The sequence below is a fragment of the Algivirga pacifica genome, assembly GCF_039543525.1.
Classification (GTDB): domain Bacteria; phylum Bacteroidota; class Bacteroidia; order Cytophagales; family Flammeovirgaceae; genus Algivirga; species Algivirga pacifica.
In genome coordinates, this window is record NZ_BAABJX010000005.1 from 65762 (window position 1) to 85504 (window position 19743).

Here is a 19743-nt window from a genome sequence, read left to right on the forward strand (position 1 = left end):
AACACTAAACACTAAACACAAAACACTGGTCGTAAGCTCCAGCTTACGACCCACAAGCGATTTGGAGGCTCCAGCCTCCAGTATTGTGAATCCTATCCAAATACCGTATTTTAAGGAGAACCCAACCCTTAAAATATGCGTCCCCAATTACTAAACAGTTTCCAAAAGCAATGGAAGAGCATTAAAAACTCTATCTCGTTTTATGCCTCTTTGGTTGCTTTTCTTTTTTTCTTGTTTGCACTCCTTATTCGGTCGTTGGAGTATACGGAGTGGGCCATTTATTATAAGGAGAAGTGGTCTATTATAAATACGGAAGAAAATGCCCGTTTGATCTTAGGAACCTTAGTGGGAGGGATAATTTCATTGATGGTATTCAGTTTCTCTATGGTGATGGTGGTGATTAATAATGCTAGTCAGAGTCTTTCGCCAAGAGTAGTACCTGGAATTATTGCTCATAAACCTCACCAATTGGTATTAGGAACCTATATCGGTACGATTCTTTTTTGCTTGATCATGGTGACGGCTGTAGGAGAGGCAGTACCCAAGGGAAGGAGTACTGCTGACTTGGGTGTTATGCTTTCTTTGGTGTTGGGAATAAGCTGCTTTGGTTTGTTTGTATATTTTATTCATTCTATTTCTCAATCTATTCAGGTGGATGCTATTACCAATAGGGTATATGAAAGGGCATTGGGGAAAATACAGCAAGCGATAGAACAGAATAAAGAACTTCCAGAAAAAGTATTTGACAAAGAGAAGAATGGAGAAGATTGGAAGGAGGTTTATACAGATACGGTTGGTTACCTTAAAAATATACATTTATCCCCTTTACTTTCCTGGCTACAGGAACGGGAGTTAAAGTTAGAAGTGGTCAGTAGGATGGGAGATTTTACAGTAAAGGGATTCCCATATTTGCGAGTAAATCAAAAATTGGAAAAGGAGGAAGTGAATGAGCTGCAAACCTTTTTTGAGTTTTATCAGCAAGAGTATGAACATGATCATTACCGCTTTGATTTTAAGCAAATAACTGAGATCGCTTTGAAGGCCTTGAGTCCTGGGATCAATGACCCTAGAACAGCGGTTAGAGCCGTAGATTTATTGACCATCCTTTTTGCAGAACATTTTGAAATCAAAGATTGTACTGTATACCTCAATGAGGAAGAGAAACCTTTGATTTTCGTTAGAGAGCCTACTTTTGAAGAGCTTTTATATGAGTGTGTAACCCCCATACGTCAATATGGGAAAGAAGATCACTTGGTCACAGGAACGGTATTGGACATGCTCAAGAATCTTATCATCGTAGCAGTAGATCAAGGACATGAGTCAAACCTTTCAGTACTGAGTAAGTTTGTTTCCAGTGTTTCTGAAGAAGTTGATCGTTCCATTCATAATAGCCTGGATCGTAAGAAACTTAACCGGATGCTGGAAACTATAGAGCGATTGCTGAATGAAAGAGAAGGAATTGATCCGGAAGATTATATTAAGCTATGTATTGATGAATAAGAACATGTTCTAAGTGTTTCATTTGGGTAGATGCACTGTAAATGTAGTGCCTTTTCCTTCTTCGCTGTCTACGGTAAACCACCCTTGATGCAGATCTAGAAATTGTTTGGAAATGTACAGTCCTAAGCCACTTCCAGTGATATTCACGGCATTGGACGCACGATAAAAGGATTTGAATATATTGAGCTGTTCCTCTTTTGGAATACCTATTCCGAAATCCTGTACTTTGATCTGTATACTGCGAGTTCCTTCAGTCAGTGTAACCACTGCAGGTTTTTGATTAGACGTATACTTAATAGTATTATTTAGAAGGTTCATAAAAATATGGTGAATCAATTCCGGATCAATCATCATATCCGTAATCCCTTCTGAAGGGTAATGGAATTGAATTTGCTCAAATCGTTGATTCTCCAATAAATGTTCTAGAAGTTCTATCAGATTACAAGAGACCGGGTGAAAGGGAAGCTTATCTGATTTGGTTTGTGCATAGGCAAGAATTTCAGATTGTAGTTTATTTAGGCGGTCAATTCCCTCCATACTTCGCTCACAATAGATCAATAGCTTATCATTTTCAGGCATTTCCTGCTGCTTGAGATAGAGCTTAATGAGTTGAATATGTGATTTGACAATAGACAATGGAGTAGCAAATTCATGAGAGACAATCTGTATCAGGTTATCTTTGAGTTCGTTGATTTTTTTTGTTTTGCTGAGTGCTTCTTCAATACTTTTTTCTGCCTTGGCTTTTTGATCTCTGTTGATAATACAGGCATAGGTGTGTAACACGGCAGGGGACCCGAGGTAAACACTTTTATACCATACTTCACTATTGAAGACTTGCCCTTGAAGTGTTTTATGTTTCCAGTGAAAATGGTGTTCCCCTTTCTGAATAGACTCTTGGGTGTGTTCCTTAATTAAGGAAAGGATTTCGTTCTCATTTTTGCTAGGAATATAGGAGAAGTCAATCACTTTTTTATTCAGGATATCTTGTTTTTCCTTTCCTCCAAATAATTGAATAGTAGCCTTATTACAATCGATTATGCTTCCTTCCTTGGCCAGAATCATTGCGAGTGGAGAGAGTTCAAAGAGGGCTTGCAGTTTCTGTTGCTCTGTGGTGAGCATTAATTGTTGTTGAGTGCGCTCGGCTAATTCCAGTTGTTTCTCTTTAGTAATATTTCGGATAATAAATAAGGTACTATTGTCTTGTAGTCCCACGACCCTACACTCATAATGTTCAAGAGTATTGGACATGGCAAGGTCATATTCGACGGTGGTACTCTTTTTTGTAGAATGTACCTTTTGCTTTGCCTCAGCACATTTTTCGGCTACATGTTTAGGGACTGTTTCTGTAAACATTCTTCCCATGAAGGCTTCTGGAGGAACGTAAGTTTTTTGTCCTTTGGGAGCATGATAATGAATAATTTTATCCTGACGATCTGTAATAAATAATAGGTCGGGTATTTCCTTTATAATCTCGGCATTGATTTTTTCCGTGAAGGATAAGGATGCTTTTGTTTTCTGTAGGGTAGTAATATCGTTGATGACGAGTATACTTTGTGTTTGTCGTTTATGAATAAAGTAGTTTTTGGCATAAGGGTAAAACCGTAGTTGTAGCCATTTCTGAACTCCTTTTGGAGTAGTATAAAGTATTTCTTTAATGATAGGGGTAGAGGATTGTGTGACCTCAGCAAAGTCTTGTATTTGTTTTGCAGGTAAGTGAAGTAGGTACTCAGAAAGGTGTGCTTGCTCAGAATTGGGGAGTTCCAACAGTTCAAAAAACATATTGTTGTGCCATCGGATCTGTCCTTTTTTATTCAGCACAAGCATACAGGTTTGTGTATGCTCCAGTGCTAAGTCCATTTGTTCCAGGTGATTGATTTTGAGATAAATGTAATTTCTCAAAAAAATGAACAAACTAATTACGATAAAAAAGCCCGCTCCGAATAATGCGGATATGACCAGTATATGAGGGGTGTTGTAGTCTTGTATACTTAAATTTAGTAATGGTATGTTAGGTAGAAATAGTATCATACGCTTAAGGATAGAAAAAGATACTGGATGGAAGAGATCTTATTTTAGCCCTTAAATATAAATACTGTTAGTTGGAAGAGAAAAGTGATGTAGGGTATGAAGAAGTTTTGTTAATAAAGTTAAATTCCGCTTATCGCTTATCGCTTATCGCTTATCGCTTATCGCTTATCGCTTATCGCTTATGCTTGGGTACTATCAATTAAATAGTAGTTAAACGATAAGCGATAAACAATAAGCAATAACCGCTAAAAAACGATTAGTTGTATTCTATAACTTTAATGCCAGGATTATTCAACCTAACTTGCAGCCAGGATTCCATCTTACCAGCATAAGCTTTTCGTTGCGTATAACGCATTCCCTTTTTTAGCTTGATCAATACATTGGTCAGGGTATCCATTTGTATGGAGTCCTGTAGCTGAAGGTGAGTGCCTTCTGAAATACTGAATCGCTCTACCTCAGGGTACTGAAACTGAATTTCTTTTACCAATTGCTGTAAAGGAAGTGTGTCTGATTCGGTTTGAGCGTACTGTAGAATGCGCTCTTCCAAAAGTTTAATTTTAAGATCTTTTCCCTGAATCACTTCCTCATTTTTCTTATAGATATCTTCTAGAATTCTGATCTGTAGCTGACTATTGTATTGGTCAAATTTCTTCTCAATATCTACGGTATTACCATCTTCCTGATGCACGCGTACCACTGTTTTCTTGGTTAATGGAAACCAGCGATCTTCATTGTTGGCAATCTTGTATTGTGATAAACGATCATTCAGCAATAGTACTTGATCATCATTGATCCTTTTACCCATATAGTAAAGGTCAATCACAGATAAGGTGTCTGAGAAGTTTACTTTATGAGTAAGTAATTCACTTCCATCCAAAGAAGTGCTCTCTTTGATAAATGCATCCACCGCAATGCGGAAACGTGTTTCTTGGATTACATTACTGAAGATGATACCACTAGGAACAACGGTAATCAATAGAAATGAGATCAAGAACAGTTTATAACGTTGATATTTTTTGTGATCAATAAACTGCTTAACCGGGAAGTCTAGATAGCGTACTACAATAAAGGTAGACAAGCTAATGAACACCGAGTTGATGAAAAACAAATAGAAGGCTCCAAAGAAGTAAATCCACTTACCCGTTGCTAAACCAAATCCCGCCGTACATAATGGAGGCATTAAGGCAGTAGCAATAGCTACCCCAGGAATTACGTTGGTTTTCTCTTTTCGTGAACCGGCAATAATGCCAGAGAATCCACCAAACATAGCCACCAATACATCCAATATAGTAGGCTTGGTACGAGCTAAAATCTCTGACTGCTCTATCGCCAGGGGCGTAATCAGGAAGTATAGGGTAGAGGTTAATAAACTAATCCCTACGGCTATTCCCAAGTTTTTTAAAGCTCTCAGGAGCATATCCATATCGTGTGTCCCCACTGCAGTACCGATTCCAAGAATAGGGCCCATCAATGGAGAAATAAGCATGGCTCCAATAATGACCGCCGGAGAATTGGCATTCAATCCAATAGAAGCGATAAAGATGGAGAAAATAAGAATCCATGCAGTAGGCCCACGGAAAGAAATGTCTTTGGTAATTCCTTCCAGCGTCTGTTGAGGGTCACTTCCCTCTTTGATACTCAAGATATCATGTGCCACTCTTTTGACCGATATAAAGAAGTATCGAACGTTTTTGTTTTGCATGCTTAGCGTTTAACTTATAGTATAAAAGTGGGGAATATTAGTACATATTTATTAGGCATACAATAGGTATTATTAAAATTTAAAGGAATGATATAAAAAAACAGGAGCCTCTTACAAAGAAGCTCCTGTCCCAACTGATTATGATCTGATAAGAAACTGACTTTAAAGTCTTTTATATTTTAAACTGAAGCTGAGCGATCATCATTCCTTTGTGATCTTCAACCGTAAGCCCTTCATTATAAATAGGACGTGTAGAATATTGTACGGACAACTTCACTGCATTTTTGTGAATGAGGTAGTGTGCTCCCAAGTCATACTGCAATGAAGCTTCATTAAGTGCTTCCAGGTCTTTGTATTGTACTGCACCAAATGGCATGATGCGCTGTGTCTGATGAATCTTGAAAGGCAATAAGTAGCCAATCATTGCATAGCCTACCTGACCACTGCCAAAGGTATATTGGTTGATACCAGGCCCTTGTTGAGCGACAAAGTCTGCATTAGGATCAGTGCTGGCGATACCCCCCATCGGAATCGTTTGCCATAGGTAATTGTCTCCGTAGTCATATTGAAATAAAGCGGCATAAGCACTGACAGCTCCACCATTGGCGGTAGGAGTTTCAAAGAACAGGTCAACAGCCACTGCTAGTTGATCATGAACCTGTACTTGATTTTCTTCCATCAAGATACCTGATGCATTAGGAGTTAGTTGAAAACCAGCTCCTATATTCAGGAAGGTCCCCTTTTCTCCGAAGTATGAAGTTGACTTGAATGGAGTAACGCCTACTTTTTCGTTGGTCGCAAAACTCCAGTCCGCATACCCTCTATAGGCCATATTGCTGAACTTACGGTTCTGTGCCACGCCCATCGCCCCTTTGTCAATGATTTGCTGTGTACTCAAGGTACGGGAAGCATCCATGATAGGCTTGTTTACGGCAAACTGATAAGAAAGACGGTTGATTTTACCGTGAGCAAATACTCCGATCTGTCTTACAAACATGTCATTGACGTTGACATTCGGGAAGCTGAAGCCAGGGTTGTCAATCACTAGAATAGAACCGTAACTGGTATTGCTTAAACGAGAGAGGCCATTGAACATATGCTGACCCGCTCCCAGGTATAGTTCATTGCCTTTAGTGATTTTTACTTTAGCCCAGATATCGTGAAAGAAGGTGCGTGCAGTTCGTCCATTGTAAGGGGCCAAGCTCGTATTTCCATATTGTGTATAGAAGAAATATTTGCCTCCAAAGTTAGCCAACATAGAAAGTCTAGCTCTTCGGATCGCAAAGTCGGTGTAAGTTTCGGCAGATAATCCGGTGTTTTTATCCAGGGAGCCGGGATTGAGCGAGGCATGTCTGCCCCACACCTGTACTCCTGCCCCAAAAGTCACAGAGTTTTGTTTGTTGGCATCCAGGTAAAACTTAAGCTTTTGTGGCTTAGGAGCTGGAAGTTCTTGCTGTTCCTGTGCATATAAGCCATTTAAAGAAAGTACAATAAAAACGAGAGTGGTAAATAAATGTTTCATTGTTAATTGTTTGTGATGTAAAGTGCCTCAGCACCTCTGATAATACTATCCGTTTTGTTGTTGGTTTAATTGCTAGGGAGTTTACACCTCCCTTTAGTTGATGCAATAATGCTTTTGTTTGTTTTTATGGAGGTGAAGGTAGGGGGAAATAGTCTTATGATTTATGAGAGGAGGGTATCTTATCTACTGATCTTCCTCCTTGCTTTTTTATACTGAATAACAGTTGATAGAGGTAAGTTTTTCTAAGGAATTGCTTTTGTGTGCATTACGTAAGTTGTGTAGCTTAATTGAAGTAAATTAATTGACATATTGCTTACCCATTATTTTACTTAAAATCATGACTTACAAAAAAATGCTAAGACAATTGGCGGTACTGATCTGCACAATTGCTCTAATGTCTTCTTGCTATCCTTACAAAGTAATCTCAGGCAATGGCCCTCAAGGAAAAGGAGAAGTCACACAGTGGAACCACTATGTGATTTATGGGTTGCTTCCCGTAGGTGTTTCTGATCCTAAAGTGCTGGCAGGAGACAGCAATGACTATAGCGTGTATACCCGCCATAGCTTCTGGAATGGATTGGTGTCTGCAGTAACGTTTGGTATTTATACACCTACGACCACTACTGTAAAACGATAATCCCTTTTTTTAATGAAGAATGAATAATGAGGAATGAAGAATAAGTATTGACTCTTCACTCTTAATTTTTTATTCTTCATTAAAATCTGGACTCCAAACAAGCTTTAAGTATTAACTTCTTCATTATAATTACAATGGTTTTAGCTCGAAAAATTGCCCTAGTACTTTCTGTATTATTGACATTGGCACAAGTGCCTCGTGGTATTGATTATTTTCTGGAGACAGGAGATGAGTATACGAGTTACGATGGAGGGTACTTCTTAGGGGTGCTGTTACTTTTTGTTATTGGGTTGGGGTTGTCATTTTACTTTGCAACAAGGTTAAGTAAGCAAGCACAGTAAAGAATAGAGTATACTATGCTTATCGTTTAAAAAAGCTTTGAAAAATGTTGGTGGGTGATCTCTTATCGTATAGGGTTCAAATAACTTTGCTCACTGCTCACTGCTCACTGCTCACTGCTCACTGCTCACTGCTCACTGCTCACTGCTCACTGCTCACTGCTCACTGCTACGATAAGGCATACACACTAACTTTTTCCATTTTCCCTTTCACTTGTATGCTTCCTTTGGCTCTGCTGTTTAGGTCAGGGGTGAGTGTTTTTAATTCTTCGGTAATCAAAAAGTTTTCTTGTAGTATATCGCATTGTGTGATTAAGCGAGAGGCTGTATTGAGTACGTCGCTATGGTAGGCGATTTCTTTTCTTAAAATACCAATTTCTGCGACAGTCACCATCCCTACGTTAGCAGCCGCTTTAAACGATGGGATATGTTGGTAATGGGATAAATAATAGGCTTGTCGTTTTTGAATGGTTGTTTGGATGTCAAAAAATAATCGTACATATCGTTGCTGTTTAATTCCCTCTTGCTTTTTCCAGGTAAGTACGATCTCATCTCCTACATATTGATAAATAGAGGCTCGGTGCTTTTCTATACTTCGGTGTAGGTCTTTGTAATAGTCTTGAAGAAATTGACTATACCTCGTGTGTCCTAGCTGCTCAGCTAGCGTAGTGGAATGATTGAGATCAATAAACATAAAGATACGTTCCTCTTCAGTAGGGTTCTGATACTTGCCTGTTACTAAGTTGAACATCATTTCGGGACCCAGTCGATTCCATAGTTGCTCGATAATCGTTAACACAACCCACCAGCAGCCAGCATACATGAGAAAGGCAATAACCGTTAGCTGAAAGTTACTTTTGAATAAGGTATTGAGGGGCATATGCGGATAGAAGATCGCAATAATAAGTGCAATGGAGAAAACGCCAATAATCAATAAAGAGCTCACTCCTGTTAGACTTTTTAGTAGAATCAAGTGGGCGTAACAGAGATTGTACTGATAGGTGATTGTTCTGCTGACCTTAGATATACTCCAAAACAATAAGCCCATAAGTATCCCTAAGTAATGAGACAACCAGAAACTTACTTCTTCGAATGCCTCAAAAGAAAAAGGGGGAAGGGGAATCATTCCGGTATACCTTACCCAGCGGAAAAGGTGTACAATTCCTAACCACAGGAGTATATCACTAATTAATCCTAGCCAAAGTGTTCGTTTTTTGGATAAGTACATGAGATGCTACATTTTCAAGGCCTAACTGAAATATAAGGTAACGAGGAATGCCCCCACGGATACGGCTACTCCCCACATAAAGACTGTATAGGATATACGTAACATTCGATACTTTCCTGCAAGTACTTGTCCCAAGGAATGGATGTCGTGAATCAACTCTTCATATACATGATCTGGGTTAGCCATTAACTGTTTCATCGCCCAGGTATAATCCTCCAAAGGCGTATTATGGAAGTTACCAAAGAAGAGCATATTTACCTTCTGGCTGAGCACTTCTTCTTTCTTGAATCGCCCTTTCATGACTTGTGGACGGGTAGCCAAGACTGCAAATACAATAGAGGTGAGTGAACTGATCGCGAAAAAAGAGGTTGGGATAAACATTAATTCATTGACATAGGCTCGATAGATCAAGTAGAAAATTAAGGAGATAATCATGGAGTTGACAGAAATCATCATGTTAGCCTTTTTGTCGGCCATTTCACTCAGCGTCATATGGTTTTGAGCCATAATACGAAACATAGTTTCTACTCCTTTACCATAAGGTTGCTTCCCTTTATCAGGGGTAGGTAAAGCTTTCTTTTTCTTCTTCTCTTTTTTTGCTGCTTTCTTTTTTTTCTTGGAAACATCCGAAGACAGCTGTAGTTGTTCCTGTAGAGTATATAACGCATTGATATTTTCTTCTTTTATAGGGTTCCAATGCTGCTTTGCGTAGGAAGTATGAAAAGCATGTTCTTTCAGAAATCGAATGTTTTCCCCTATCCATTCTTTAGGGGATAAAAGGCATTGTTTATTCTGTTGAAGCTCCCGGAAAAGACGTTGGCTTTTAGTCTGAAACTGTTTACTGCCTAAATGCTGTAAGTCGGCATCCTTGATGATAGACTCTGAAAGGTCTTCAGGAGCATGTGATAGTTGTGTTGCCATAATCAGACGAGAAACTTCTTGAATATAGTCCTGAGAAACCTGTTCTTTTTCTAGGAAATTCTTGGCGATTTCTACGCTAGCCAGTTCATGCACTTCCAAGGACGTAAAATAGCCTACATCATGAAACCAAGCGGCAATAATCAATTGCTCTTGTACTTTATCAGAAACGTCTTCTTCCCGACATAAGACTTCTATGGCATGCACGACATCTGCGGTGTGTGTGAAGTCATGGAACAGGGGCTCTTGTTGCTCATGTTTTTTGAAGAATTGGCGTACATATGAAGAGGCCTTATCAATAATTGTAGAAGAAGTATAGCGTTCGGACATGGTGATTTTTTCTTGTTGTATGTTTGAAGATCATATCTATTCCAAAGAGGACGTTTCAAAACATACTCTCATAACAATTGTCAAAGCTCCCCTGTTCATAAAGGCGGAAAGGGTATTTCATCAGAATACCTATCTTGCATCAATAAATACCAATTCATTTTTTATAGACTATGATAAAACAAACACTTCTTCTGTTATTGTTCATTTACTCTTTTTTAGGAGCTTTTGCGCAATCCTTACATGTTCCAGTTGATACTGCTGTCGTAAGCCACGATCAGGTGGTGATCAATGGAAAAACGATTAAATATCAAGCGACAACAGGTACGCAGCCTGTATGGGATAAAAGCGGAAAGCCCATCGCAACGCTTTATTATACCTATTATCAAAAGAAAGATCCTGCCAAGAAAGGGAAAACAGACTATGCAGATCGTCCTTTGGTGATCTCTTTTAATGGAGGACCTGGGTCGGCTTCTGTTTGGATGCATATTGCCTATACAGGACCCAAGGTATTGAATATCGACGAAGAGGGCTACCCTGTACAGCCTTATGGAGTGCATGACAATGAGTTCTCTATTTTGGATGTGGCAGATATCTTGTATGTGAATCCGGTGAATACGGGTTACTCCCGTACGCTCCCGATAGATGGAAAGGAAGTTCAAAGAGATCAGTTCTTTGGCATTAATGCAGACATTAAATACCTGGCCGAATGGGTGAATACCTTTGTCAATCGAAATAACCGTTGGCTTTCTCCTAAGTACCTTATTGGTGAAAGTTATGGAGGAACAAGAGTGGCAGGGTTGGCTTCGGAGCTGCAGGAACGTCAGTGGATGTACCTCAACGGAGTGATATTGGTATCTCCTGCAGACTATAAAGCCATGGAGTCAGATGCTCCTATCTCTTCAGCGATTAACTTCCCTTACTTTACGGCAGCGGCTTGGTATCACGGGCAGTTGCCAGAAGCATTGCAGCAAAAAGATTTATTGGAAGTCTTGCCACAGGCAGAAGCGTTTGCCGTCAATACCTTAATGCCTGCCTTGACTAAGGGAGGATTCTTACCTCAAGAGGAAAAAGAGGCGGTAGCCAAAAAAATGGCAGAACTATCAGGTATATCCAAAGAGGTGATCTTACAATATAACCTTGACGTTCCAACGTCTTTCTTCTGGAAAGAACTACTGAGAAATAAGTCTGGCCATACTATCGGACGTTTAGATTCTCGTTATTTGGGGTTGGATAAAACAGAAGGAGGAGTGCGCCCGGACTTTAATGCAGAGCTTAATTCCTGGCTACACTCCTTTACTCCAGCTATCAACTATTATATCAAAAATCACTTGGGTTTCCGTACTGACTTGAAGTACAATATGTTTGGTCCGGTTCACCCTTGGGATAGAAGTAATAACAATACCCGGGATAACCTTAGAAGAGCTATGGCCCAGAATCCATACCTTAAGGTGCTATTCCAATCGGGATACTATGACGGAGCAACCACTTATTTCAATGCTAAATATACGATGTGGCAACTAGATCCAAGCGGAAAGCTAAAAGACCGTATGGACTTCAAAGGATATCGCAGCGGCCATATGATGTACCTCAGAAAGCAAGACCTGAAGACGGCAAATGACGACCTTCGTGAATTTATCCTTGGTAGCATGCCAGGTAGTAAGGCTGCCAAATATTAGAAAGGATAAAAGGTAAAAGGTAATAAGTAAAAGGTAATAAGTAAGGACGACTCTTGTGGTTGAGCCTATAATGCCATCATGTAGGCCCTCGCCGTGAGGCGAGGGCTATTATTGTTTATCGTTTAACAAAATACATTGATGGGTGTCACGCAATGGTTATTGCGTATTATTTCTGGTTAATATAAATTTCTTAACTGCTCACTGCTCACTGCTCACTGCTCACTGCTCACTGCTCACTGCTCACTGCTCACTGCTCACTGCTCACTGCTCACTAATCGTACAGATCTTTTTCAACCTCCCCCTTAAGATAGGTGAAAAACATAGAGATGAGAACCATGCCGATAATCATTAGAAAATTCATAGTAGTTTCTGCCTGATAATTTTATTTGGAATAGCTATAAGTGAGGATAACGATATTATTGCTTTGAGAACCCTCGCCTGAGGCGAGGATCTACATTATCTCATTATAACTAAAAAACTAGTTACTTTTTACCTCTTACTTATTACCTTTTCTCCTAATCTGCCAAAGCGTAGACCTACCTGATAGCCTGCCCATATCTGTACATTGGTAGCAGTATATTGTTTCTCGAACAAGGTGTTGGTACGGTATAGTGGAGGAGTGCCTTCTGTTAATGGATGTGCACCATAGAACTGAGAAGTAAGTACGTTAAGAGAAGGGGAGACTGCTACAGCAACCCAAGGAAATAAACGCAGTTCAAGTCCAACATTTACCTTGGAGACCAGGTTGAGCCCATTGGTCCAGAGTTCATCTTCATTGATATGAAAGGCAGAGGCCTCTGCAAAAAAGCGATTCTTGCGGTCAATAAATTTGTGGTATCCAATTCCGTAGCCTAAGGCATATCGTTTATATCCAGATTGCTCTTGATAGCCCAAGGAGAATAGGTTGTAGATATCACCGCCGCCCATACGATAGGTTGCCAGTACATCATAGGTAGAAGTGTTACTGACTTCCATACTTCTATAGCCCTTTTTGACAATGCTTAATATTCCGATAGAAGCGCCATCTACCTCATCTGCAATATTCAAGATTCCCACTTGCACTCCTTTTATATAGCGTCCCATATTCAAGCAAGCTACTTGGACTCCTTTTAAACTATCGGTAGCAAGATTAACGACACCTAATTGAGCTCCTTTACCTTCAGATGTTAAGAGGTTAGTAAGGCCTAACTGCGTACCGGAGAATTTACCGATTCCAATATTGACAGGGGCGGCTTGTACTCCGTAAAAACGAGATTGGGTAATATTGGCACCTCCTGCTGTCATAAAACCAGAAGAAGGCATACGTAACACATTTCCTAATCCACCCAATTCCATTCCTTGAAGACCGCCATTGATTCCAAACAACAGGTTTAAGGAATAATGATGGGTTGTCTTCCAAGGTTTTTTACCCATTAAAAGATTATCTGTGGATAAGCCGGGTACTAAAGAAACTTGTGTGACGATCCACTTTTTAGGAGGAGCCTCATCCAGACTGTTATTAACCAAAAAGCTAACAAAAGGATCTTGTTTAGAAGTATCTGGCACAAACGTCAACAAGGATGCTACTTCGGAGTCTTCTGGCTCCTGTGCCCACAGAAAAGTGCTCCATAAGTTGATAAGTCCAAAAAGGAGGATAAATTTCTTCATCTTATATAAGGTTTAATGACGGAGTCAGCGTATCATTGATTAAGATAGTCTCAAAGCACTAAGACCACCTTTTCGTTAATAAGATGTATGAGTCTGGGGTTACCCCTATTGAGAAATGGATTTTTTTGAAAAAAAATATAGTGTTATTTATATATGAAGTTGTTAAATAAAGCGTTATTTATGAAGAGTAAAAAGGAAAGGATAATTCTGAAAGAATTACCGCTAAGGGTTCAATAATTATTTACAAAAATATTGATATAAAATTGTCAATGCTGTTATTCGGTTTGTCAATTAAATGAAAGACGGCAAAGAGACCGTTTTTGACCAAGGTTCTATTCTTATTGAGATAAGTAAGCTACGACAACCAATTAAAAAAACATTCAAGTTGCCGTTATGGCTCAAGTGCAAGCTGTAACATGATGAACTATTTACAACACTAAGAAATTACTGAAACTAAGATTAATGATTTCTCCTGTTTAAGGAAAGGGGAGACATGACAGGGTGATCAACACTTTAGTTTACTTGTATAAGTAAGTATCATTCAAGTGATGGTCATAGTCTATAAGTACGTTTGCGATAATTTTAACCAATAACAAACAACTTTATTATTAATAGCTTATTAGAGGACTGAATTCTTATATCTCTTAAAATTCCTATATCTATAGAAAATATTGGAAGGTGGAGTTATTGCCAAAATTCCCATGATGATACTATACCAAAAGAGGTATAGGGAGTGAATCGCATGCCTCATAACAAGGTAGATTATTTCAATTCCTTAAAGTAACAGCAGCAAAAGATAATATGTGGCAGTATGCACTTTTCAGAACTGTGTATCACGGTCCATATTTTTTAATAATCAATAACTGTAGTCTAACATTTAACTTTAAACTTAACACAAATGAAAAAGTATCTATTGCTTTTGGTAGGAGTAGCATGTTTCTCAACGGAAAACTTTGCTCAAGTAACTGCAAGATTATCTAATGGAAGCAGCCTTGGAGGGAACATATCGTATACTTCTGATGCCTACTATGGTGATAAAGGCACATACTTCGCCGATGTCAATGGTGATGGTAAAGCAGATGCGATTGTCGTAAACAATGGCGGAATCGTAGCCAGACTATCTGATGGAAATAAGTTCGGTGGCCATGTTGTCATGAGCGACCATGGTTATTATGGTGACAGAGGTACCTACTTTGCCGATGTCAATGGCGATGGCAAAGCGGATGCGATCGTAGTGAACAACGATAAGGTTGTGGCAAGACTATCTGATGGCAGTAAGTTTGGAGATCATGTGATTTTGAGTGATCACGCTTACTATGGCGACAAGGGTACCTACTTTGCGGATGTCAATGGTGATGGCAAAGCAGATGCGATCGTAGTAAACAACGATAAAGTTGTAGCAAGACTATCTGACGGCAGTAAGCTTGGTGGACACGTAATCTTAAGTGATCACGGCTATTATGGTGATAAAGGTACCTACTTTGCCGACGTTAACGGTGATGGTAAAGCAGACGGTATTGTAGTAAACAACGATAAGGTTGTGGCAAGACTATCTGACGGTAGTAAGCTTGGTGGACACGTGATCTTAAGTGATCATGCTTATTATGCAGATAGAACGATGGCTTTCGCGGATGTGAATGGAGATGGCAAAGCAGACGGTATTGTAGTGAACAACGATAAGGTTGTAGCTAGACTATCTGACGGAAGTAAGCTAGGTGGTCATGTGATCTTAAGTAACCATGCTTACTATGGTACTAAAGGAACTATGTTCGCAGATGTAAACGGTGACGGTAAAGCAGATGGTATCGTTGTCAACGAGTCAGCAAACTAAGATTATTTCATTGATTTCTTTCTACGACCTATAATGTATAGGTCGTAGTTAGCTACAATTAATAAAGCCGTATTTCTTTGAGGAGAAATACGGCTTTATTGTTATTGTGGTAGGGGAGCAATATTTTCGGAAGGATAAAGGAGTAAGGATAAAGGAAGATATTTTTACGAATTTAATCCTTCTTCCTTTATCCGTCAACTGTTTTCACTAGGCTTCTGCAGTGACTTTCTTATGACGAACACCCGTTTTAGGCATTCTAAAGAAGAACATCAATAACAAGCCAATGATAAATAATCCACCAAGAGCTAGAACAGAGTAGCGCATATTTCCTGTTAGTTGCTCTATGAATCCATAAGCAAAAGTACCAATAACGATGGATAGCTTCTCTGCTACATCGTAAAAGCTGAAATAAGAGGTAGTATCAGGAGATCCTTCAGGGATAAGCTTGGAGAAGGTAGAGCGTGACAGCGATTGTATTCCTCCCATTACGAGACCAACACTCATACCTACGATATAAAATTGTAGTTGGTCCTGCACAAAGTAAGCAGAAACACATAGAGCGATCCAGATCAGAATCATGCTGATAAGTGCGGCTTTATTAGAGGTCTTTTTGGAAACAAAGGCAAATAATGCCGCTCCTCCAATAGCAACCACTTGTAATAGGATAATTAGACCGATTAGCCCGGCAGAGTCCATTTTTAGTTCTTTTTCACCAAAACTGGCAGCTAATAAGATGACGGTTTGTACACCCATGCTATAAAAGAAGAAGGAAGCCAGGAAAATACGTATATAAGGCTTGTCTTTAGCATCTCTCCATACCTTGTGAATTTCCTTATATCCTTTGCGAAATAATTTATGTACAGGAGAAGGGTCCTTTTCATGTTGTTCATTGGGTAGATGTGCAAAGGTGTATTGAGAGAAGCCAAACCACCATACGCCCACACTTAAGAAGGCTATACGAGAAGGAAGCGTATCACTTTCGATACCAAACCAGTCTTTTTTCAGAATGAGGATTAAACTAACAACCAGATGGATGACACTGCCAATATAGCCTAAGGCAAAGCCACGTGCTGATACGACATCGTATCGGTCTTCGGTGACAATCTCGGGAAGGTAAGCATTGTAGAATACGAGTGAGCCAGAGAAGCCTATGCTCGCTAACATGCTAAATAGGATACCCCATTCCACATTTTCTCCAGTAAAAAAGAATAGGGCAGTGCAGGAAAAGGATCCGAGGTAAACGAAAAATTTTAATAACTGCTTTTTGTACCCTCCAGCATCTGCAATACCAGATAATAGAGGGGATAACCCCGCAATCAATAAGAAAGAAAACGAAAGGGCATAAGCCAATAATACCGTGTTTTCTATTTCAATACCAAAAAATGGTACTATTCCCTCTTTAAAAAGCTTACCAGTGGTAGCGGTATAAAAAATGGGAAAGATTGCAGTGGAAATTGCTAAAGAATATACAGAGTTGGCCCAGTCATACATGCACCAGGCATTTACCACTTGTTTGTCGTTTTTCATGATCGTTTAGTCAAATAAGTTTCTTTTCAGAAAGCATAGTTTCTTTCGCAAAGTATATATAATTATACATACTCTGTTTACTAACGATCATTTTTTAAAAATCACATAACAGGTTCCCCATGTTTTCGCATTGTAGCAACGGCTTTATAGATCAGGTTTCTGAGCGATTGATACTTAATGCCAGTAATGGCACCGATCTCTTCATAGCTTTTACCTTCATAAAACTTAAGCTGTACAACCTCACGTTGACGGTTGCTTAGGGTAGAAAGGCTATTTTCCAACCAATACTGTTTGGCACGTTCATCCTCTTTCTGTATGATTTGCTCTTCGTCAGAAAGCTCTATTTCTGTCGTATTCCAGTCCCATTCCCCTACGTGTTGGTGTTTCTGTTGCTCTTTGACGCATTTGATCAAATTATTTCTCAGGGCACGGAAGAGGTAGGCCTGAATGGAGCGGATATCTTGCAAGTGATCCCTATTCTCCCAAAGACGAGCAAACAGATCTTGAATAGCATCCTGTGTGAGGGATTCGTCTTGAGTGATCTTGATGCCGTAAGCCTTCATCGGCGCATAATACTCCTGGAATACTTCGGAGAGCATTCCTCCCTGAGCGTGCTCGGTAGCTTCTTGGCGACCAAGCAGATGATACATAGTCATAACAGTAAACATTTAGGTTGGTAATGGAAAACCCTGTATAGTTGTTCTTTACACACCCTAAACATATCGCCTTTCGAGGGGTACTCTATCCCCGAAAAACAGGATACAAAAAAATCACGTTTTATTTATACTCTTACTCATAGTTACAAGGTAGTCGAAAATTAATCATTCTACATGACCCTAAATTCCCCGTATTCTGACTATTTATCCCTTTTTCCCTCCTATACTTTCCTGTGAATTCCTTACCTTCGATTTTTATAATACTAACTTAAAAAAGCACAGCATATGAAAGTATCTCAATTGATTTTAGCCGCAGCAGCCTCTGGTTTGCTGATGACTTCGGCTTGTAATAAAACAGATCAAAAAGCAGACGATAAAACGATGGAGCAAAATGAACCTATGAGTAAAGGAGAGGCTTTAATGTCAAGCTATACGCCTTTTACATTGACCGCTGATCTTTCGAACTTATCTGAGAAGCAGCAACAATTGGTGGCTCACTTGATTGATGCAGCCCAAATTATGGATCAACTGTTCTGGAAACAGGCATATCCTGGAGATAAGGAGGCTTTATTGGGAGCACAAACTGATCCGGCTTTAAAACAATATATTCAGGTTAATTATGGTCCTTGGGATCGTTTGAATGATAACCAACCATTTATCGATGGAGTAGGAGAAAAACCAAAGACAGCCAATTTCTATCCTACAGATATGACACAAGAGGAGTTTGATAACTTATCTGGGGAGGAGAAAAAGAGTCTTTACACTTTGATTAGAAGAGAAGGTAAGAATCTTAAAGTGGTTCCTTACAGCGAAGCATACAAAGAAGAGTTGACGCAAGCAGCAGAGCTATTGAGAAAAGCAGCAGCCTTGGCAGAAGACGAAGGCTTCAAGAAATACCTGACACTAAGAGCAGACGCTTTATTGTCCAATGAGTACTATGAATCGGATGTTGCATGGATGGAGATGAAGGATAATGAGATCGATGTCGTGATCGGTCCAATTGAAAACTATGAGGATAAGTTGTATGGGTATAAGGCAGCTTTTGAGGGGTATGTATTGATCAAGGACATGAAATGGTCTAAGAAACTGGAGAAATTTGCCCAGTTCTTACCTGAGTTACAAGAGGGATTGCCTGTTGAGGATAAGTATAAGCAAGAAAAGCCAGGTACGAATTCTCAGCTGAATGCTTACGATGTGGTGTACTATGCGGGTGATTGCAATGCAGCCTCTAAAACCATTGCCATTAACCTACCGAATGACGAGCGTGTACAGTTAAAATATGGCTCAAGAAGATTACAGTTGAAAAATGCAATGCGTGCGAAGTTCGATAAGATTTTGGTACCTATCGCTAAGGAGTTGATTGACAAGTCACAGCAACAAAATGTCACATTTGATGCCTTCTTTGCGAACACAATGTTCCATGAGGTAGCACACGGGTTGGGAATCAAAAATACGATTAACGGAAAAGGAACTGTACGTAATGCACTTCAGGCACATTACTCTGCATTAGAAGAAGGAAAGGCTGATATTCTTGGCTTGTATATGGTGCAGCAGCTACATAAGAAAGGAGAGATTGAAGGTGATATGAAAGACTATTACACGACTTTCCTGGCGGGTATCTTCCGTTCGGTACGTTTTGGAGCAGCTTCTGCTCACGGAGTAGCGAATATGATTCGTTTCAACTTCTTTAAAGAGTACGGAGCTTTTGAAAAAACAGAGAAGGGAGCCTATAAGGTGAACTATGATAAGATGGAGGAAGCAATGAACGCTCTTTCTCAGAAAATTCTTCAACTGCAAGGAGAAGGAGACTTTGAAGGTACATCTCAATTGGTAAAAGAGATGGGGATGATTTCCAATGATCTTCAAAAAGATCTGAACCGATTGGAGGAAGCAGGTATACCCGTTGACGTTATATTCAATCAAGGTAAAGAAGTAATGGGCTTGTAATTTTTCCTTGCAAAAACAACCTCTTAATTGTAGGATGAAGGAATCTATACCCTGAAAAGATGTATTTTCCTTCATCCTTCATCCTTCATCCTTCATCCTTCATCCTTCATCCTTCATCCTTCATCCTTCCACTTCTTTTTCAACTGAGAGATAACCATTTTTTGTTAATTAACAGAAATGGTACAATTAGGACAAAGAGTATTATAATTTAATTATATTCTTTAGTCTATATGATTTAGTTTTAAAAAAATCATAA

General features: G+C 39.4%; 14 protein-coding genes. 6 read left to right on the forward strand and 8 right to left on the reverse strand.

The features are described 5' to 3' along the window. Positions 1 to 135: 135 nt before the first annotated feature. Positions 136 to 1500, forward strand: a complete 1365-nt coding sequence (locus ABD985_RS01280; RefSeq protein ID WP_345368605.1) for a DUF2254 domain-containing protein — start codon at positions 136 to 138, stop codon at positions 1498 to 1500. 18 nt (positions 1501 to 1518) lie between these two features. Here the strand turns inward: ABD985_RS01280 and ABD985_RS01285 are convergent, their stop codons facing one another. The 3 genes from ABD985_RS01285 to ABD985_RS01295 form a co-directional block, all read right to left on the reverse strand. Further along, the gene (locus ABD985_RS01285) at positions 1519 to 3357 is read right to left on the reverse strand and encodes an ATP-binding protein (protein WP_345368606.1); all 1839 of its coding nucleotides are present in this window, start codon (positions 3355 to 3357) and stop codon (positions 1519 to 1521) included. Between the two features lie 427 nt (positions 3358 to 3784). After that, positions 3785 to 5230, reverse strand: a complete 1446-nt coding sequence (locus tag ABD985_RS01290) for a TIGR00341 family protein (RefSeq protein WP_345368607.1) — start codon at positions 5228 to 5230, stop codon at positions 3785 to 3787. 172 nt (positions 5231 to 5402) lie between these two features. After that, entirely contained in the window at positions 5403 to 6752 is a 1350-nt protein-coding gene (locus ABD985_RS01295) for a hypothetical protein (RefSeq protein WP_345368608.1), read from the reverse strand. Positions 6753 to 7089: 337 nt separating this feature from the next. Between ABD985_RS01295 and ABD985_RS01300 the strand changes: the two genes are divergently transcribed. Both ABD985_RS01300 and ABD985_RS01305 read left to right on the forward strand, forming a co-directional pair. Beyond that, positions 7090 to 7389: a Bor family protein gene (locus tag ABD985_RS01300; RefSeq protein WP_345368609.1), complete on the forward strand. Its 300-nt coding sequence runs from the start codon at positions 7090 to 7092 to the stop codon at positions 7387 to 7389. A gap of 134 nt (positions 7390 to 7523) precedes the next feature. Beyond that, complete coding sequence (locus tag ABD985_RS01305; protein WP_345368610.1) at positions 7524 to 7730, forward strand: hypothetical protein; 207 nt, start codon at positions 7524 to 7526, stop codon at positions 7728 to 7730. Positions 7731 to 7896: 166 nt separating this feature from the next. Here ABD985_RS01305 and ABD985_RS01310 read toward each other — a convergent pair whose 3' ends face one another. Both ABD985_RS01310 and ABD985_RS01315 read right to left on the reverse strand, forming a co-directional pair. Further along, positions 7897 to 8955, reverse strand: coding sequence for an adenylate/guanylate cyclase domain-containing protein (locus ABD985_RS01310; protein WP_345368611.1), 1059 nt, complete (start codon positions 8953 to 8955; stop codon positions 7897 to 7899). Positions 8956 to 8976: 21 nt separating this feature from the next. Then, entirely contained in the window at positions 8977 to 10203 is a 1227-nt protein-coding gene (locus tag ABD985_RS01315) for a Pycsar system effector family protein (RefSeq protein ID WP_345368612.1), read from the reverse strand. 170 nt (positions 10204 to 10373) lie between these two features. Here ABD985_RS01315 and ABD985_RS01320 point away from each other — a divergent pair, with 170 nt between their 5' ends. Beyond that, positions 10374 to 11879 carry a S10 family peptidase gene (locus ABD985_RS01320; protein WP_345368613.1) on the forward strand — a complete coding sequence of 502 codons (1506 nt, stop codon included), beginning with the start codon at positions 10374 to 10376 and terminating at the stop codon, positions 11877 to 11879. A 489-nt stretch (positions 11880 to 12368) separates the two neighbouring features. Here the strand turns inward: ABD985_RS01320 and ABD985_RS01325 are convergent, their stop codons facing one another. Then, complete coding sequence (locus ABD985_RS01325; RefSeq protein WP_345368614.1) at positions 12369 to 13526, reverse strand: hypothetical protein; 1158 nt, start codon at positions 13524 to 13526, stop codon at positions 12369 to 12371. 898 nt (positions 13527 to 14424) lie between these two features. On the opposite strand from ABD985_RS01325, the gene ABD985_RS01330 reads away from it, so the two are divergent. After that, a complete protein-coding gene (locus ABD985_RS01330) occupies positions 14425 to 15357 on the forward strand; it encodes an FG-GAP repeat domain-containing protein (RefSeq protein ID WP_345368615.1) in 933 nt (310 codons plus the stop codon). A 207-nt stretch (positions 15358 to 15564) separates the two neighbouring features. On the opposite strand, the gene ABD985_RS01335 is transcribed toward ABD985_RS01330, so the two are convergent. Both ABD985_RS01335 and ABD985_RS01340 read right to left on the reverse strand, forming a co-directional pair. Then, the gene (locus ABD985_RS01335) at positions 15565 to 16884 is read right to left on the reverse strand and encodes an MFS transporter (RefSeq protein ID WP_345368616.1); all 1320 of its coding nucleotides are present in this window, start codon (positions 16882 to 16884) and stop codon (positions 15565 to 15567) included. 101 nt (positions 16885 to 16985) lie between these two features. Then, the gene (locus ABD985_RS01340; RefSeq protein WP_345368617.1) at positions 16986 to 17540 is read right to left on the reverse strand and encodes an RNA polymerase sigma factor; all 555 of its coding nucleotides are present in this window, start codon (positions 17538 to 17540) and stop codon (positions 16986 to 16988) included. A 285-nt stretch (positions 17541 to 17825) separates the two neighbouring features. On the opposite strand from ABD985_RS01340, the gene ABD985_RS01345 reads away from it, so the two are divergent. Next, on the forward strand, positions 17826 to 19487 hold the full coding sequence (locus ABD985_RS01345) for a dipeptidyl-peptidase 3 family protein (RefSeq protein ID WP_345368618.1): 1662 nt from the start codon (positions 17826 to 17828) through the stop codon (positions 19485 to 19487). Positions 19488 to 19743: the final 256 nt, after the last annotated feature.

What these genes read in the sequence shown, in the direction of transcription:
- ABD985_RS01310 (WP_345368611.1), bottom strand. Translation starts at nt 8,955, where the DNA reads ATGTACTTATCCAAAAAACGAACACTTTGGCTAGGATTAATTAGTGAT.
- ABD985_RS01345 (WP_345368618.1), top strand. Translation starts at nt 17,826, where the DNA reads ATGAAAGTATCTCAATTGATTTTAGCCGCAGCAGCCTCTGGTTTGCTG.
- ABD985_RS01325 (WP_345368614.1), bottom strand. Translation starts at nt 13,526, where the DNA reads ATGAAGAAATTTATCCTCCTTTTTGGACTTATCAACTTATGGAGCACT.
- ABD985_RS01340 (WP_345368617.1), bottom strand. Translation starts at nt 17,540, where the DNA reads ATGACTATGTATCATCTGCTTGGTCGCCAAGAAGCTACCGAGCACGCT.
- ABD985_RS01320 (WP_345368613.1), top strand. Translation starts at nt 10,374, where the DNA reads ATGATAAAACAAACACTTCTTCTGTTATTGTTCATTTACTCTTTTTTA.
- ABD985_RS01330 (WP_345368615.1), top strand. Translation starts at nt 14,425, where the DNA reads ATGAAAAAGTATCTATTGCTTTTGGTAGGAGTAGCATGTTTCTCAACG.
- ABD985_RS01285 (WP_345368606.1), bottom strand. Translation starts at nt 3,357, where the DNA reads ATGGACTTAGCACTGGAGCATACACAAACCTGTATGCTTGTGCTGAAT.
- ABD985_RS01335 (WP_345368616.1), bottom strand. Translation starts at nt 16,884, where the DNA reads ATGAAAAACGACAAACAAGTGGTAAATGCCTGGTGCATGTATGACTGG.
- ABD985_RS01300 (WP_345368609.1), top strand. Translation starts at nt 7,090, where the DNA reads ATGACTTACAAAAAAATGCTAAGACAATTGGCGGTACTGATCTGCACA.
- ABD985_RS01290 (WP_345368607.1), bottom strand. Translation starts at nt 5,230, where the DNA reads ATGCAAAACAAAAACGTTCGATACTTCTTTATATCGGTCAAAAGAGTG.
- ABD985_RS01305 (WP_345368610.1), top strand. Translation starts at nt 7,524, where the DNA reads ATGGTTTTAGCTCGAAAAATTGCCCTAGTACTTTCTGTATTATTGACA.
- ABD985_RS01315 (WP_345368612.1), bottom strand. Translation starts at nt 10,203, where the DNA reads ATGTCCGAACGCTATACTTCTTCTACAATTATTGATAAGGCCTCTTCA.
- ABD985_RS01295 (WP_345368608.1), bottom strand. Translation starts at nt 6,752, where the DNA reads ATGAAACATTTATTTACCACTCTCGTTTTTATTGTACTTTCTTTAAAT.
- ABD985_RS01280 (WP_345368605.1), top strand. Translation starts at nt 136, where the DNA reads ATGCGTCCCCAATTACTAAACAGTTTCCAAAAGCAATGGAAGAGCATT.